This is a genomic window from Paraburkholderia sp. J8-2 (assembly GCF_905220195.1).
GTDB lineage: Bacteria > Pseudomonadota > Gammaproteobacteria > Burkholderiales > Burkholderiaceae > Paraburkholderia.
Window position 1 is genome coordinate 384,719 of sequence record NZ_CAJMZA010000006.1, and the last position, 14,638, is coordinate 399,356.

Annotated in this window: 13 protein-coding genes; 9 read left to right on the plus strand and 4 right to left on the minus strand. The window is 58.5% G+C overall.

The window, feature by feature from the left end:
- Nucleotides 1-201: 201 nt before the first annotated feature.
- Both U5A52_RS17345 and U5A52_RS17350 read right to left on the minus strand, forming a co-directional pair.
- Entirely contained in the window at nucleotides 202-642 is a 441-nt protein-coding gene (locus U5A52_RS17345) for a hypothetical protein (RefSeq protein ID WP_321935592.1), read from the minus strand.
- A 438-nt stretch (nucleotides 643-1,080) separates the two neighbouring features.
- Nucleotides 1,081-3,159, minus strand: coding sequence for an EAL domain-containing protein (locus U5A52_RS17350; RefSeq protein ID WP_321935593.1), 2,079 nt, complete (start codon nucleotides 3,157-3,159; stop codon nucleotides 1,081-1,083).
- Nucleotides 3,160-4,079: 920 nt separating this feature from the next.
- Here U5A52_RS17350 and U5A52_RS17355 point away from each other — a divergent pair.
- The 4 genes from U5A52_RS17355 (at nucleotide 4,080) to U5A52_RS17370 (ending at nucleotide 8,901) form a co-directional block, all read left to right on the plus strand.
- Nucleotides 4,080-5,138: a tyrosine-type recombinase/integrase gene (locus U5A52_RS17355; protein ID WP_321935594.1), complete on the plus strand. Its 1,059-nt coding sequence runs from the start codon at nucleotides 4,080-4,082 to the stop codon at nucleotides 5,136-5,138.
- 196 nt (nucleotides 5,139-5,334) lie between these two features.
- Nucleotides 5,335-5,631: a hypothetical protein gene (locus U5A52_RS17360; RefSeq protein WP_321935596.1), complete on the plus strand. Its 297-nt coding sequence runs from the start codon at nucleotides 5,335-5,337 to the stop codon at nucleotides 5,629-5,631.
- A 606-nt stretch (nucleotides 5,632-6,237) separates the two neighbouring features.
- Nucleotides 6,238-6,591, plus strand: a complete 354-nt coding sequence (locus U5A52_RS17365; protein ID WP_321935597.1) for a hypothetical protein — start codon at nucleotides 6,238-6,240, stop codon at nucleotides 6,589-6,591.
- Nucleotides 6,592-7,347: 756 nt separating this feature from the next.
- The gene (locus U5A52_RS17370; RefSeq protein ID WP_321935598.1) at nucleotides 7,348-8,901 is read left to right on the plus strand and encodes a methyl-accepting chemotaxis protein; all 1,554 of its coding nucleotides are present in this window, start codon (nucleotides 7,348-7,350) and stop codon (nucleotides 8,899-8,901) included.
- 102 nt (nucleotides 8,902-9,003) lie between these two features.
- On the opposite strand, the gene U5A52_RS17375 is transcribed toward U5A52_RS17370, so the two are convergent.
- Both U5A52_RS17375 and U5A52_RS17380 read right to left on the minus strand, forming a co-directional pair.
- Nucleotides 9,004-9,306, minus strand: a complete 303-nt coding sequence (locus U5A52_RS17375) for a DsbA family protein (RefSeq protein ID WP_321935599.1) — start codon at nucleotides 9,304-9,306, stop codon at nucleotides 9,004-9,006.
- A 321-nt stretch (nucleotides 9,307-9,627) separates the two neighbouring features.
- Nucleotides 9,628-10,317 carry a hypothetical protein gene (locus U5A52_RS17380; protein ID WP_321935600.1) on the minus strand — a complete coding sequence of 230 codons (690 nt, stop codon included), beginning with the start codon at nucleotides 10,315-10,317 and terminating at the stop codon, nucleotides 9,628-9,630.
- Between the two features lie 278 nt (nucleotides 10,318-10,595).
- Between U5A52_RS17380 and U5A52_RS17385 the strand changes: the two genes are divergently transcribed.
- The 5 genes from U5A52_RS17385 (at nucleotide 10,596) to U5A52_RS17405 (ending at nucleotide 14,594) form a co-directional block, all read left to right on the plus strand.
- Nucleotides 10,596-10,934, plus strand: a complete 339-nt coding sequence (locus U5A52_RS17385; protein ID WP_321935601.1) for a hypothetical protein — start codon at nucleotides 10,596-10,598, stop codon at nucleotides 10,932-10,934.
- Nucleotides 10,935-11,006: 72 nt separating this feature from the next.
- On the plus strand, nucleotides 11,007-11,771 hold the full coding sequence (locus tag U5A52_RS17390; RefSeq protein WP_321935602.1) for an OmpA family protein: 765 nt from the start codon (nucleotides 11,007-11,009) through the stop codon (nucleotides 11,769-11,771).
- 587 nt (nucleotides 11,772-12,358) lie between these two features.
- Nucleotides 12,359-12,541: a hypothetical protein gene (locus U5A52_RS17395; protein ID WP_321935603.1), complete on the plus strand. Its 183-nt coding sequence runs from the start codon at nucleotides 12,359-12,361 to the stop codon at nucleotides 12,539-12,541.
- A gap of 21 nt (nucleotides 12,542-12,562) precedes the next feature.
- Nucleotides 12,563-13,909 carry an MFS transporter gene (locus U5A52_RS17400; protein ID WP_321935604.1) on the plus strand — a complete coding sequence of 449 codons (1,347 nt, stop codon included), beginning with the start codon at nucleotides 12,563-12,565 and terminating at the stop codon, nucleotides 13,907-13,909.
- Nucleotides 13,910-13,934: 25 nt separating this feature from the next.
- Nucleotides 13,935-14,594, plus strand: a complete 660-nt coding sequence (locus tag U5A52_RS17405; RefSeq protein WP_321935606.1) for an RraA family protein — start codon at nucleotides 13,935-13,937, stop codon at nucleotides 14,592-14,594.
- Nucleotides 14,595-14,638: the final 44 nt, after the last annotated feature.

Sequence of the window (14,638 nt, forward strand, 5' to 3'; positions counted from 1 at the left end):
ACGCCACCCCTTCGGGGGTGGCTTTTTTTTCTTCGTAGATTTCCGGAGAAGGACGCCGTTTGACCGGATCGGTGTCACTCGGCCAGTATTGAAGCCAGTCGACTATCTTGCCAATAGGAGACGTTCGTCCACAGCGCTGCAACGCGCGCGCCTTAGTTCGCTCAGAGTGTCTGGCGGCTTAACCCCGCTCTTGTGGGTCGTCTAGATAGCGTCCCAATCGGGCATGTATTCCTCGTCACACCTGAAATCGAACCCGTGGCTCTGGCTGAGGACTTTCAGCACACCGTTTAGGCGGCGAACAAAATTAACGCCTACTGACGTCGCCGGCTGGGATGTCGAATTCATGGTCGTGATCGGCGAGTTCGCGTCAAGACTATCAAGCGAGCTTCGCACTTTCTCGCCCACTGCATCCGCCAGCCATGTCGCCATGCCGCCCCGCTCCGCGGGGACAACAAACACGTACTCAATGTGAACGTTCAGTTGTTCCGGGATCTCTTCGTCGGGGCCACAAGCAATCCAGATAAACCCGATTGGGGGATTATTGCCCCGGACGATGTCATAGCACTTCGCAGCAGGATCGTCTGGCCCTTGCCAATCCTCAGGCTCCTCCGAACCGTCAGGCTCCTTCCAATAGTGATCCATGGCTATCTGACCTATCCGATCTTTTCGATCTATTTTGAAAAGCCTAGAGTTTTGCCTACGCTGTTCAGGATTCACGGGGCCGACGAGATTGAGCAAGTTGGTAGGTATCATCAGAGATATTTGATTGTTGTTCGAGCGCAGCCATCGTAGCCGACTCGCCGATCAATTCAGCGAGGCCGTGGATCGCACCTCAGTTGACGCGACGTCACGAGGGCTAGCCACTAATTGTAGTTTAGCGATCGAACGACCGAGTGTTGTGAATAAGCGGACGACTGCTCCAATCTCATGAATCGCGGAGCCGGGTAGAGCCCGCGTAGTGGGTCCCCGGAAATTCGTGAAGGATCGCTTTTGCCGAGTCAGAGCGCATTTTGACATTGACGCTGCGGCTATCGATAGGCTGACTGTGACGCCAACCGAGCCGGCCCATGGGCGTCGTGATCAGGCGGAAAGCTGCCGTCGATGAGCGGATGCTTCAGGGCAGCACAGGCCGAGGAGGAGATTCGCTCGTGCGGCCGCATACTGCGCGCTCCGCATACCGTGTCGGCGAGCCGCGGCGATCAACGCCTCGTGCGTGTCGGCATCACCGTCGAAGGGAAAGGGAGTCGGAATATCAGTGACCCGTCGCGTTTGCTCTGCCTCCCGGTCTAACAGCAGGTGAAGCCGCTCCTCCCAGAGGAGCAGGCTCGCGACGCGAGACGGCATTCCGACAGGGGAATCCGTCGCGGGCATTCTGAACGGCGTGTACGTTTTGACCCAGCCCGCCAGATTCTCGGCAGGCATGGGAGCCGCAATGACATAGCCTTGCGCGGCATCGGAGCCGAGAATACGAACTGCATTGAGCATCTCCACGTCCTCGATTCCCTCGACAATCACGTTCTTCCCGAGCGACTGGCCAAGTCGCGTGAGCTGATAGATGAACCGCAGCGCACGGGAGACGTCGGCGCCCGCAAGACGCACGATCGCCCGGTCGATCTTGATGGTGTCAAAAGGAAGCTGGCTTAGACGATTCAGGCTGCTGTGCCCCGATCCCAGATCGTCTTCGGCCAGTGCAATTCCGAGGCCCTTGAACTGTTCGAGCGCGCGTCTGACATCAATCCCCCCGGGAAGGGCATCCGTCTCCAGGAGTTCCAGCTCGAGCATCTCAGGCGGGAATCGCGTCATTGACAGCGCGCTTGTCGTTGCATGCAGGTAGCGCGGGTCACCTAGGGCGCTGGAGGGCAAATTCAGGGCAATGCGGAACTTGAGTCCGGCACCTATCCACTGACTCCCCTGTGTCAGCGCGAGGTGCAGGCCGCGGCGGTAGATCTCGTAGAAGTCGCCGGCTGAAAGACCAGGGAAAAACTCCGCGGGGGCAATCACCTTGTCGCCATCGCGCAGCCGGGCAAGGGCTTCCGCCTTGATGATGTGCCCGGTTTTGAGGTCGATGATCGGTTGATAGTAGATCTGAAGGGCACGATCCGCTCTGATGAGTTCGGCCCAGCGGTTACGCTGGGCGCATCTCGTCGCATCGACCGAATCGCGCAACCCGTCGAGACGGGAGTAGGCGGCGCCGATGATGTCTTGCAGGCGCCGCACGAGGGCACGTTGATCCGGCGAGTCGAACCCGCCCGGACTGCGTGAAAATAGTGCGAGCAAAGCGCGCGGAGTGCGGTCGCGGGCTGAGATCGGCACGCAGACTAGCGAGCGCGCAGCGGTGCTGCAGCATGCTGTCTGCCATAGCCACATTCGAGGATCCGAACGGACGTTGAGGCAATGGATGGACTGCCCGGTGCTCCACGCCTGCCACGGAATGCAGGACGGGTGCGAGACATTGGGCGCGAGGTCTGGCACGCCGACGGCCGAGATTTCGCTCAGGATTTGCTCGTCGCCCGCCATGCATCCCCACTGGAAGGCGGCGGTTGTGTCCGGCGCGAGAAAGGAGCAGGCGGCAACCTCAGGCAATTCACCGATCACCCTGGCGCACTGGGAGAGAAGGTCCGTATTGGACGTCACCCCTCGCACAACCTGTTCAAGCTCGCTGAGCACACTCGCGCGCGAATCTTGAAGGACCTGGTACATCACGGCCTGCTGTGCGATATCGGAAACGAGCCGTTGGCTCAGGATGTAGTGTGCGTGTCCATAGTCGGTCCCGGGCAGCGCTTCGCGAAGGAGTTTCAGTGTCGCGCTTAAGGCGACCAACAGCTCCTCGCGGGGAATACCGATCTCCGCATGCAAGCGACCCAGACGCAGGGCCATCTCAAGATGGCGTGTTGGAGTCAGGCGCGCGGAGGCCAGCGTGCGGAGGTAGCGCGTGTGCCGACGTACGAGCTTGTCGCGCTCCAGATCCGTGAGACAGCCCAGGAGAGAGCGAGTGCGGGGCACCGCGAGCGCGTCATGGAGTCTCAACACGATCATCCTGGCGACAGGCTCGATCGCAGACCCGAGCGGGCGCAGGACCGGTTCAATTTCCCGACCATAGAAGGCGGGATCGGGCGGTGTCAGCGTAGAGGCGATACCAACGGGGAGGCCGGACAACATAACCTGATCGAATCCTGTGTGGGTTATGCGCAGCAACGCGCGGGCCACATGGGCCACCGTGGGGCCAGCATGCAGCGTACGGTGGCCAACTCGAAAGGCAGGGTATCAGGCGGCTTTGGGGAACACCGGTCGAAAGCGGGGGTGCTTTCCCGGTTATTGATCATCTCTCTCGAGTCGCTCTCCTGTGGCTATCGGGCGTCGATTGGAGCCAGCGTAACGGTGCAGGGCAGCGGGAGCGCGGCTAGCCCAAGTGACTCGAGCCACGCATTCAGGTCGGCGCGCGACACGCGTGCGCCTGTCGTTGGCGCCGGAATCAGGAATTGCTTCGCAAACCGCCGAGCGACCGATTCGAAGTAGGCACGCGACCAGAACGACGCCCGCCAGTCCGGGCGAAGAAACCCAACGACGTTCCTTGCGAAGGCATAGGTCTCGGGGCCGCGACGTGCCCACGGCTGCGTCCCTTCGCACCACGTGTTGACTTCACCGGGCAGGTTGCTCGAGGCCACTCGTCGACCTGCAACTCCCTCGAGGGATGCCTCGTTGAAACCGAAAACCAGGCCCCAGGAGTGAAACGGCAGCGCCGCCGGCTCAAGCGGCTGTGTCGCGCACGCGCGGCGAATGTGAGTGACGTTGCCGAATTGGCTCATCGAATACTGAGGCAGCAAGTTGAAGATATCGCAGGATAACGCCAGAAGTAGCGAATGCAACTTGAACTAAATATACCGGCAAGGCGCACTTATTCACTTAAACGGCCCTTCGGGCCGCAACGCCAGCAGCACGGGGACATGCATACCCGAAGGGCAGGGAAGTTTGGTTGTGTGGACACAATCTTTCGCCATCTAAGTTCTTGTAAACGCAAACGAATCCGGATATCCTGGTGCTATCCCGGTGGTTGATGCCGCGTTAGAGGAGGGTGTGCAATGCCGATTCAAGGCGATCTTTTCGAGGAGCTCGAGACGGAGACCCCGTCTAAGAGCGCGAAGGATCTCGCGCCTTCGCGCGAGTTTTGGCTCAGTGCGCCGTCCATGGCTTTTCAGCAATGGGCACTTTATGTTGCGACCATGGAGAAGAAGTACTCATATTCGGACAGAAGCATCAGGCAGTTCCAGGCAATGTTTGGCGCCTTCTGCCGCTACCTTGCCGAGCATCGATCAACCGTTCTCTCGGTGGGCGTCGACGGTCTGGCGTCGTTCCTGATGTCGGTGTCTGGGCGCGATCAAGGGGAACCAGGTCTGCGCAAGCAGGAGGAAAGCCCGTGGCTTCCGGCACAGCGCAGGACACTTAAGCGTTACACGAACCTGATCAATGCCGTTATGGACCACCTGGTCATGCGGGGGTACCGCCGCGAGAACCCGGTGAAGGACGCTTCCGACCTGATCAAGGGGCGGAATGTGAGCTCACGGGTGGTTTGCATGCCAGCCCAGTTGGACGGGCGCCTGCACGAGTATTTGCTTGGTGAAATGCCCACGGCGACGTGGCAGGATCGCCGCACGCGCGCGCTCCTTCTTCTACTGTCTGGCGCAGGACTGACCGCCTCTCAGGCGGCGCACGCGAGACTCGACCAGTTCCTTTTCAACGACGTGGTTCCGTCATTCGATTGTCCGGCCGTACGCGGCGCCGACGCATATCGCGTCGCCCTCTCCGGGTTTTGCGTTGAGCCGTTGCGCGAGTGGGTTGCGGAGCGCAAACGCTGCGTCGGGCCCAGTCGCGGCGACCCGACGCTCGCATTCCCAAGCCGCAGCGGCAAGCCGCTAGGGAACGTGAGCGTATATAACCAGGTTTCTGAAGCGCTACGGGAAATCAATTTCCATGGCGATGACATGGGGCCGCGGGTCCTGCGTACGACCTATGCGCGGCGGCTTCTGCTGTCTGGCGCAACGGTGTCCGAGGTCGCAGGATTCCTGGGACTGAAAACGGCGCGCTCTGTCGAAAAGCTGGTTAGGGTGACACCGACCTACACAGGCTTTGTGCCAGTCTGAAGTTCAAGCGGTGCGGATACACCGGTCAGCAGGATCTCGCCGCGCGACGTTCGCGCCCGAAGCGGGTTGGCGCCGCACGCAATCAGGTCTCGGGCGCGCACCATCAACGCCGTCCTTGTCTCGTGCCGTGGCCGCCGCCTGGTACGGCGGCCGCAAGACGTCGGGAGTGCTAGTTGGCTGAACCGTACGGCGCACTGTGGTCAAGAACGTCGTCGTCGGCATTGTGTCGCGTGGAGCGGGCTGGCTCGTGCTCGCCGACCGGCGGGCGGTCCTCGTGACGCTCCTCACCGCTCGGGCCGCCGAAAAGCTCTGGCTCGATACCCTCGTTTCCACCTTCCGAGTGAAGTCCGCGGGCGGTTCGTCGACCCTTGACTACCGCAAACGCCGCAGCGAGGATCGCGAGCAGCAGCAGGCCAACGGCGGACAAAACCATCCCGAGGTGCCGGACCAGCCAAACCAAGCTGAAAGGCGAAGGCTCCTGAGATCCGTTTAGTTCAGGGGCCACCGGAAGCGGCGAGGCCGAGCGTGCGCCCGCTTCGATTCGTGCCACGTCCTGCGGCTGCGCGAAGGGCAACCCAGGGCTTAAGGTTCGCGCGGTCTGCAGTTGATGCATGGCTTCCTCTTTATGTCCACCTTCGCGCGACAACACGTCTGCGAGCAGATAGTGGACCAGCCCGCTATGCGGATGGTGAGGCAGTACTTCGTGCAGAAGCGTCTCTGCGCGAGCGTACTGTCCAAGCTGAATTGCCTCATTCACCTGGGCAACGGTCGGCTCAGCAAATGCGGTCCCCGTTTGGATGACGGCACACATAGACAGGGCGCAGAGTGCAAGTCGGCTGATTCTCGGCATAGCGCGCAAACCTCGTGAGTGATAGCGGGAGTGATGTGCGCCCTTGCGCACTATTTCGAGCATTGTCCACGGCGGCATCACTTAGATCGGGTGAAAAGCGGCCTTCGGAGGGCCTGCATTCGAACGCTGGACTCACCCCGTGTCAGGACTGAGGAGACGTTCACGGTTTCGCAGAGCCCACCCTCGTTTCGGCGGCGCCTTCATAGGTCTATGCCGTGCTACGCTTCCAATGTCCTTGGGGAGATTTCCATGACCGTGCTGTCGGAAAAGTGCCGCAAGCTGCTTTACCGGATGAGTTGGCAGACGCCAGATGGCACTGTCGACGTTTTCGCGCTCAGATCGTCACGAGGCGATGCACGCGACCTCATTTTTGAAGCGGTGTCATTGATTTCCGGAATTCATCGCGACGAACTCGAGATGTACAACCTGCGATCGTTTCGCGATCTGGTGGATACCGGCGTCAGCGAGGACGAAGACCTTCGTATCTTCGAGACAGCGTGGAAGGGCGCAGTCGTGTCGGGTTGGACCAGTCGGCCGCTATTCCTCACAGAGGACGTGACACTGGCGGGGGTGATCCTGATTTCGGCGCAAATTTCCGGTTAGAACGCTCCCGGCTGCATGTGGCTTTGCGGGTTGTCCCCAATAAATATTGGCATTAAATCAAGGATCTGGTGTCTGGAGCCGAAGCCTGTGGTTTTCGGCCCCCACAGGGCGACAAGCGGCCATCACCAGCCGTTCTCGTGGCCGCGCTCACCGACACCCCAATGTCAGGTGCAGTCGGATAGCAGATCTTCGCTCTTCGATAGCAGGACAATCTTGACCGGTCGAGAACAATACGTTGACTAGTCACATACCCGTTACGTTCTTGACCGCGTGCAGGCCGAGGCTAGTCTCATCGCGGAGCACCGCAAGGCAACGCCGTCCGTCGCGCGGAAAGCTTTCCGGATTTCATGACGGCAAGCCTGGATGAATCCACCTTGGCGGCGGACCCGGATTGTGCCTCAAAGCCGCTGGCTTATATCAGGAACGGTGAGTATCTTGAGAACGTTTTCTTTGTCGATTTGCGCGGCAAGGCTATCTACGATGCGCGTGACCTGCGCTCAAGTTCTGGACGGACCTGCCGTTACAAGACAGGGCAGACTATGAAAATAATGGGGCGGCCCGGTAACTTGCGAAACGTGGAGCCACTCTGGTGGACTCGCACGGCGCGGGGCCGTGCCTGACGAGTACAGGATCGCGCCAACGTCAGGTATGCCACTCGCCCGGAAATGGGATCGATAGGGCGAAATTCACGGAAAATTGCTACACACGCAATCAACCGTCGCGTGGACGGGATTGGCTCGCACAAGGGGAAGGATCGTGACAAAGACGCTGGACGGGAAGCTCTGGGGCATCGTGGTGCTCCTGTGGCTTGGCATCGTGGGTATCGCTGTGGTCAATGCCATGGTCGGCCGGACGACGATGGTCCATGAGCGCGAAAAAGCGCTTGCCCAGCAAGTCGACATGGCGGCCGGCCTCATCGAGAGCTACAAGGCCAAAGCCGACAGTAATGCCATGTCGCTCGAAGATGCGCAAAACATGGCGAAGGAACTACTTCGCCCGATGCGTTACAACGCCGACAAGAGCGGTTATCTCGGCATCTACAGAATGTCGGACGCTGTCGTGCTCGTCCTGCCGCCGGATCCAAAGCGGGAAGGCGTCGTCACTCACAGCAAGGACGTTAATGGGCTGGATATCACCGACGAAATTATCAAACACGCGCGTCCCGATGCGGATACTCACATCAGCAAGTACTGGTATCCGAAGCCCGGCCAGACCGATGCCCTAGAGAAGATGACTTATAGCAGGGAGATCCCCGGCTGGGGCTGGGCCGTCTTTACCGGTGCCTACGTCGACGATATCGACGAAAGCTTCCATTCCCAGCTCTGGCGCATGCTGACCTTGACCGTAATTGTGGGCCTGCTCGTGACGGCCGGCATTCTGTGGGTCAAGCGCAGCATACACGGGAGTCTGGGTGGTGAGCCGGAGTACGCAGCGGGTATCGCGTCGCGCATCGCGAGCGGCGACCTGAGCGGGAATGTGGCAGTACGACCGGGCGACAAGAGCAGTCTGCTGCATGCCATGCAGTCCATGCAGGATAGCCTGACCCGCTCGGTGTCGGTGGTACGCCGCGGCGTGGACGGAATCATGGTGGGCTCACGCGAAATTGCGGACGGCAATACAGACCTGTCGTCACGCACCGAGCAGCAGGCTGCGTCGCTCGAGGAGACCGCGGCTAGCATGGCGCAACTCACTCAGACGGTTAAACAGAACGCGGACAACGCGAGACAGGCCAACAGCCTCGCGACGGACGCGGCCACTCTCGCGGAGAGCGGTAACGACGCGGTGCAGGCGATGGTCGGTACGATCGGGCGAATCAGCAGCAGTTCGTCGAAGGTGTCCGAGATTACGGAAGTCATCGAGGGTATCGCCTTCCAGACGAACATTCTCGCGCTGAACGCAGCGGTGGAGGCCGCTCGTGCGGGCGAGCAGGGTCGCGGCTTCGCGGTAGTGGCGAGCGAGGTTCGCAGCCTGGCGCAACGCTCGGCGGCAGCAGCGAAGGAAATTAAGGAACTGATCAGCTCGTCGGTGTCATTGATCGAGGACGGCGCGAAACAGGCTACCGAAGTCGGCGGGACGATGACGCAGGTTACGCGGTCGATCCGCAGCGTGTCGGATATCGTCGGGGAAATTGCCTCCGCATCGGAAGAACAGAGCCGGGGGATCGAGCAGATCGGGCAGGCCGTGACCCAGATGGACGAAGTCACGCAACAGAACGCGGCGCTGGTGGAACAGGCGGCAGCAGCGGCGCAGTCACTGCAGTCGCAGGCGCGCGAACTCGACGGCGCGGTGTCGACGTTCAGACTTGCATGACAGGTCGCGCGTTCGCGGCGTCTGTCGCGAACGCGCGGTCAGGTTTCCAGTGACAAGTTCGTCAACGGCGTGCGCAATAGACCGCCCCGGCCGGCTCCGCTGTCAGCCGTGCCGCGTTGCCAGCACGTCGCGGACGATCTGCACGAATGCCTCGGCCGGTTGCCCGTCCGTAACCAGATAGCGGTTGTCGAAGATGATCAACGGAACAGAGTTGATCGCCATTGTCTGGAATTGCGCCACTTCCCCGCGCACCTCGTCAGCGTACTCGCTGCTCCCCAGCTTGCGCCGCGTTTGCGTGACGTCGAGCCCAACCGACCGGGCCACCTCCACCAGCACCTCGCGATCGCTCGGGTCCTCGGCGCGACCGTGATAGTGGAACGGCAGCACAGCTTCGTGACCGGCCATTGACTCACCGCAGCCTCATATGACCGAAACGGGTGGGGCATTCGCGGTCGGCGCGGGATTCCGACAGGAAATGCCGATCGCCGCCGTCAGGCAACGCCGGTTCGGGCCGGGCAAAGCGGGATTTGATAGTCACAAGTCGCCATAACCCTCAATCAAGAAAACCATCGCACCGTCGCACGCATGGAAGATTCACTGGGAATTGGGTGTCGGCTGGCGAGGACGACACGGAATATAATTCGGCACCATGCTTAGGATAGCTATGTAATTTAACATAAGGTTACTAGTCGCGACTTTTCGCCAAGGGTTGAGAACATCCACGTCCTAATGGCCAAACAGTCTCATTAACTGGGCTATGAGGAACATGACTAGCAGAACAGGTATCGGCCAGAGGTTTGAAATCAGTCCAGTCCAGAACAATCTCGTGAACGAGATGTTGAGCACAGACATTTGAATCTGCGCGCTACGAACGATAAGAATGAACGCGAGAAGAGCGGTTGTCATGACGGCAATGTAGCCAGCCAATAGCAGATAAACCGGTTGCTCAGGTATCGCAAGATTCCCCTTGCTATCTGCGAACGGCGCGGCAATGATGCCCAAGAAGAAGAAATTGGCCTGCGCGTAACAGGAAACGTGGATCACGTCGCGTAACTTCCGGCGGTGCTTTCCTAGCGCAAGGTGGAAGAATATTGCACCGGGAAACACAAGGAGCATGACAAACAGTAGCGGCGTGAGCGGCTCAAGCAGTTTGTCGACTACGCCAGTAGACACTTTTTCGTCTGTCAGGGAGAGGACAAAGCCGAGACCGGCGAACATCAGGCAATAATAGGAAATCGGGGAAACGTAGCCAGACCACGAATTCGAGGCGACCGCCTGAGATATTTTCTCGGGGTTCGCGTAGAAGTCCCACATCGTTCGCGCGCAGCGTCGGAGCTTACCAAGCTGAAGTTCTTCTTTGACTATGCCGATAACTTCCCCCGACAGAGACGTCTCCTCTTCTTTTTTGGCTTCCATCGCACTTCTCCAGTCAAGTGGCGGTGCCGGTACGTTATCTAGCAACTTGGCTGCGCCCTAAAGGGGCCGGGCAGCACTACGCTGGAGGGTAGGTAATTTTTGATTGCCTGCCTTTAAGACAGGATCGTGCGTGTTCGGTAGCGCACGTAATGCAGTGCATTCTTCGTTCAGGATTACAAACCACCATAGGTGTAACCGTGGCTGTCGAGCACCTGCTGCATTTTCGCGGCATCTGGTTCGCCTAAAGTTGTGTTGCTTAGCCAAAGATCGAGAAGAAAATGGACGCTAATCTAGTGAAGGGCATCGCTGCGACAACCGGAGTTGCGGGCATTGCCTTAGCCACGCTTGTGCAAGTACTCCGCCCCATCCTTCATAAAAGCGTTCTCGCTTCAATGTCGAAGGCTGATGCTTACAAACTTCTACGCGTTATTGTTTTCGGGTGTGTCGCAATTGCGATTATTGGGATAGTTGCTTGGGTAATATCGCCGTCGATTGTTATGGCAACCCCTGAAGATAATGGAGGCACGGTTATCCGGCAGACGACTAGCGGAAATTGCAGCGCAGCCATAGCAGGCGTAAAGGGGAATATTTCGATCAACGGTGATTGTGCCAAATGAGCGTGAAAATAATATCACCTATATTTTAGTGAGTCCGCCAGTGATATATCACAAGAGAGTTGGAGGGTTGTGATGGAAATTTGGCCCTTTTCAATACCGAGAACGTTTGCGATTGTTTATAGCCTACTTATGATTGGAATGGGAGAGGCTTGTGCTCAGTCAATTAGTCAAAAATCTTCGGGATCTTGCAGCCCGAACGTAGCAAATGTCACGGGAAACGTCGTCTTCAACTTTAATTGTCCGGGATTTACGGCCGCCGACCTTCGTAAGGCTTTGTCGCAAGGAGGAGATTTGGCGGTGAAAAATGTCAAAGCAGAAGATTTGGGAGCGGGCTCATTGTTGGTCTCGGCCGAAACAAAAAATCCCAATGATCCGGCGTATCCTGCACTCCTCGCGATGTCAACGGCGGCAACCACCACGAGTTTCTACGCAAATCTCGATACGGTACTATTGACGCCAACGGCGCAATCCCTTCTCGCTAATCTCGCGGCGAAGCTTTTGGCACTTCATCGGCCTCTTATCATAGTGATCTCCGGATTTTGGGCTAATAGTTGCACCGCCATCGACCGGGCTAGGCATTGTGTCGAATGGATGTCGAATGTATACTCGGATAGAGTAAGTCTGCATGCCGCATCGATCGTTAAGACATATCTGATAGAAAGAGGAATTCCGTATAACTGCATTTACACAGAAGGTCGGGGAAACAGAGATCCAATAACGACCGAACCTTCCAATTTTAGATCGTTACCAGCAAAAGATATAAACCGATGGGTGGCCATAAATCGAAGAATTCAGATAGAGCTGGCGCTCACCAATGAAAAAGAGTGCCAAATATGATTAGTTAGCGTTCAGTGGCGCGATGAGCGTTCACCAAAGCGCGGAACGAGTGATTTCGGCTCGTTCAACGGCTGATCATACTGGCGCTGCGCGGAAGCCTATCGGTCGCGGCGCCGGCGATCCGTCGTCGTTCGCCGCTCCTTGGCCAGACGCTGCTTAGCCTGGACTTAACAAGGAGTTTCGGCTTGTAACTGGCGGCGAACATCAGCACTTCGACGCACTCGTGTGGATACAAACGTTAGCGAACATCATAAAAAATGTGATAACTTTTATTATGTAAAATGACATTGTGGCCGAATCGCATACCATTCCGAAACCGTTTGCCGCGATCGACAAGATGGCGCGGAATCGCGCCTGGCATGACCAGAAAGGACTACGAATCGTATTGCTTGAGCGTCGAGCCACTGATTAAGCCCTTGGGGCGCATCGATGGTGCAGACGTGGAATGTTGGCTTTTTCCTGATCAGAGGTCTGAGTGGCGGCTGTTCCTGAAGCAACTTGACTGGGAATTCAAGGAGGAACAGCAGTAATTGGTGCTATCTCTTCGGGAAAACAGCTCAATAGTTAGGGCGAAGATGCACGCTAGTATGAAGGAAGGCAACAGACAAGCCGTCGCCGACGATGTCCTCACTACGGCGCATGAGCAGCCGCCAGCAATCATCAACGCCATTAATACAAAGGATCAAAAAACACACTTTTACTTATTGTTTTTGGCTTCCGATAAAGGCGTCAGTGCCGTGCCCGTCGCGCGGCCTCTCACTCAACGCTGATCGCCCCATTCGGAGAACGCCATGGCCACGGTTCGACCCGCCGCCTCTTCCCCCGTGCATCACTCGCGCCCCAATGACATGAAACGCATCGCTATCGCGAGCGTGATTGGGACGACGGTCGAATGGTACGACCTATTCGTGTTTGCTACCGCCTCCGCTCTCGTCTTCAACAAGGTGTTCTTTCCGAGCTTCGTGCCGCTCGTCGGTACGCTGCTCGCTTTCGGCACATTCGCATCTGCGTATCTCGCGCGCATCGTCGGCGCGGCATTGTTCGGCCACTTCGGTGACCGCCTCGGCCGCAAATCGATGTTGCTGGTGTCGCTAATCTTGATGGGCTGCGCGACATTTACAATTGGCCTTCTACCCGGCTACAGCGCGATCGGGATCTGGGCACCCATTCTCCTGCTAACGCTACGCATCGTTCAGGGGCTGGCGCTTGGTGGCGAATGGGGCGGCGCGGTGCTAATGGCCGTCGAACACGCGCCTGCGAGCCGCCGCGGTCTATTTGGTTCGTGGGTACAGATCGGCGTGCCTGCGGGGACACTCATCGCGAACCTCGCATTCCTCGCTAGCAGCGCCGCACTTTCGCCTGCCGATTTGCTCTCGTGGGGCTGGCGCATACCCTTCCTCGCGAGCGCGCTGCTCGTTGGCTTCGGCCTTTACATCCGCCTGAACACGTCCGAGACACCGAGCTTCGAAAAGCTCAAGGACACGAGCGCGCACGTCAAGCTGCCACTCGCGACCGTACTCAGTCGCTACGGAAAGCAGGTTGTGCTCGGCGGCATCGCAACAATGTCGACCGGCACCTCGTTCAATCTGATGGTTGCGTTCGGCCTCACGTACGGAACCCAAACCCTCGGCTTCTCGCGCAGTGCAATGCTCTCCATCGCATTGATCGCCTGTGCCACGTGCATCGCTATGCTGCCCATCTTCGGCAGACTATCCGATCGTATTGGTCGCAAGCCGGTAATCATCGGCGGCATCCTCGCCGAAGCGCTCCTCGCGTTCCCGATGTTTTGGCTACTCGACACGCGCGAGTTCGTATTCGCGCTCGCTGGCTACCTGCTGATGATGACTGCGTTCGCGGCAAACTATGGGCCGATCGCGACGTTTCTCGCTGAGCTATTCGGCACCGAAGTGCGTTACTCAGGCCTGTCGGTCAGCTACATGCTGTCTGGCTTGCTCGGCAGCGCTGCCACACCAATCGTCACGACCGCTTTGCTCGCAGCCACCGGTCGCGGCTCGTCAGTCGCCTGGTTCATGGTCGTATCCGCGCTGGTATCTGCCGCCGCGTTGCTCCTGTTGACTGAAACGCTTAAGCGCGATCTCACTGTGAGCCCTAACGCCACGACATCAGACCGCGCGTGAGGTGCTCGCAATAAGGACGACCACCATGAGAGTCATACTCGATCAATCACTCGCGCAACGTCTGCGTGACGTCAGCCTGCCCACACTCGGCCACTACCTTGAAGCAGGCTTCGCGAGCTATGCACTCAGGGCACTTGTACCAAACGTGAAGGTCGTCGGCCGCGCTGTCACGCTCCAGTTGCATAGCCCTGACGCGATTGCCGTCAATCGCGCGTTGGCACAATTGACGCCCGGTGATGTGCTCGTTATCGACATGCAAGGTGATCACGAACACGCTTGCGTGGGCGCAGTTACGGCGACCGCTGCGCAGTGTGCAGGAGCGGAGGGAATCGTGATCAACGGCGTCGCTACCGATCTTCTTGAATTGCGGCAGATAGGGCTCCCTGTGTTCGCACTCGGCACAAGTGCACTGACAACCAAGCGGCTCGACGACAACACGAGCGGTTTCAACGTACCGGTACAGTGCGGCGGCGTAACCGTTGCTCCAGGAGCGATTGTCATCGCCGACGACAACGGGGTTCTCGTCTCCGACGCTGAATCGCTCTTGATGATCATCGACGCAGCGCTGGCATCCGACCGGGCGGAACCCGGCATCCTTGCTCGCCTGCGCGCAGGCGAGCAAGTGCGCGACATTCTAGTGTGCACGACGCCAAAGACCATTCGCGCGTCTAATGCAGACCATTAGAACATTGAAATTGACGTAGCACCCCGACTGGGCGAAAACTACTC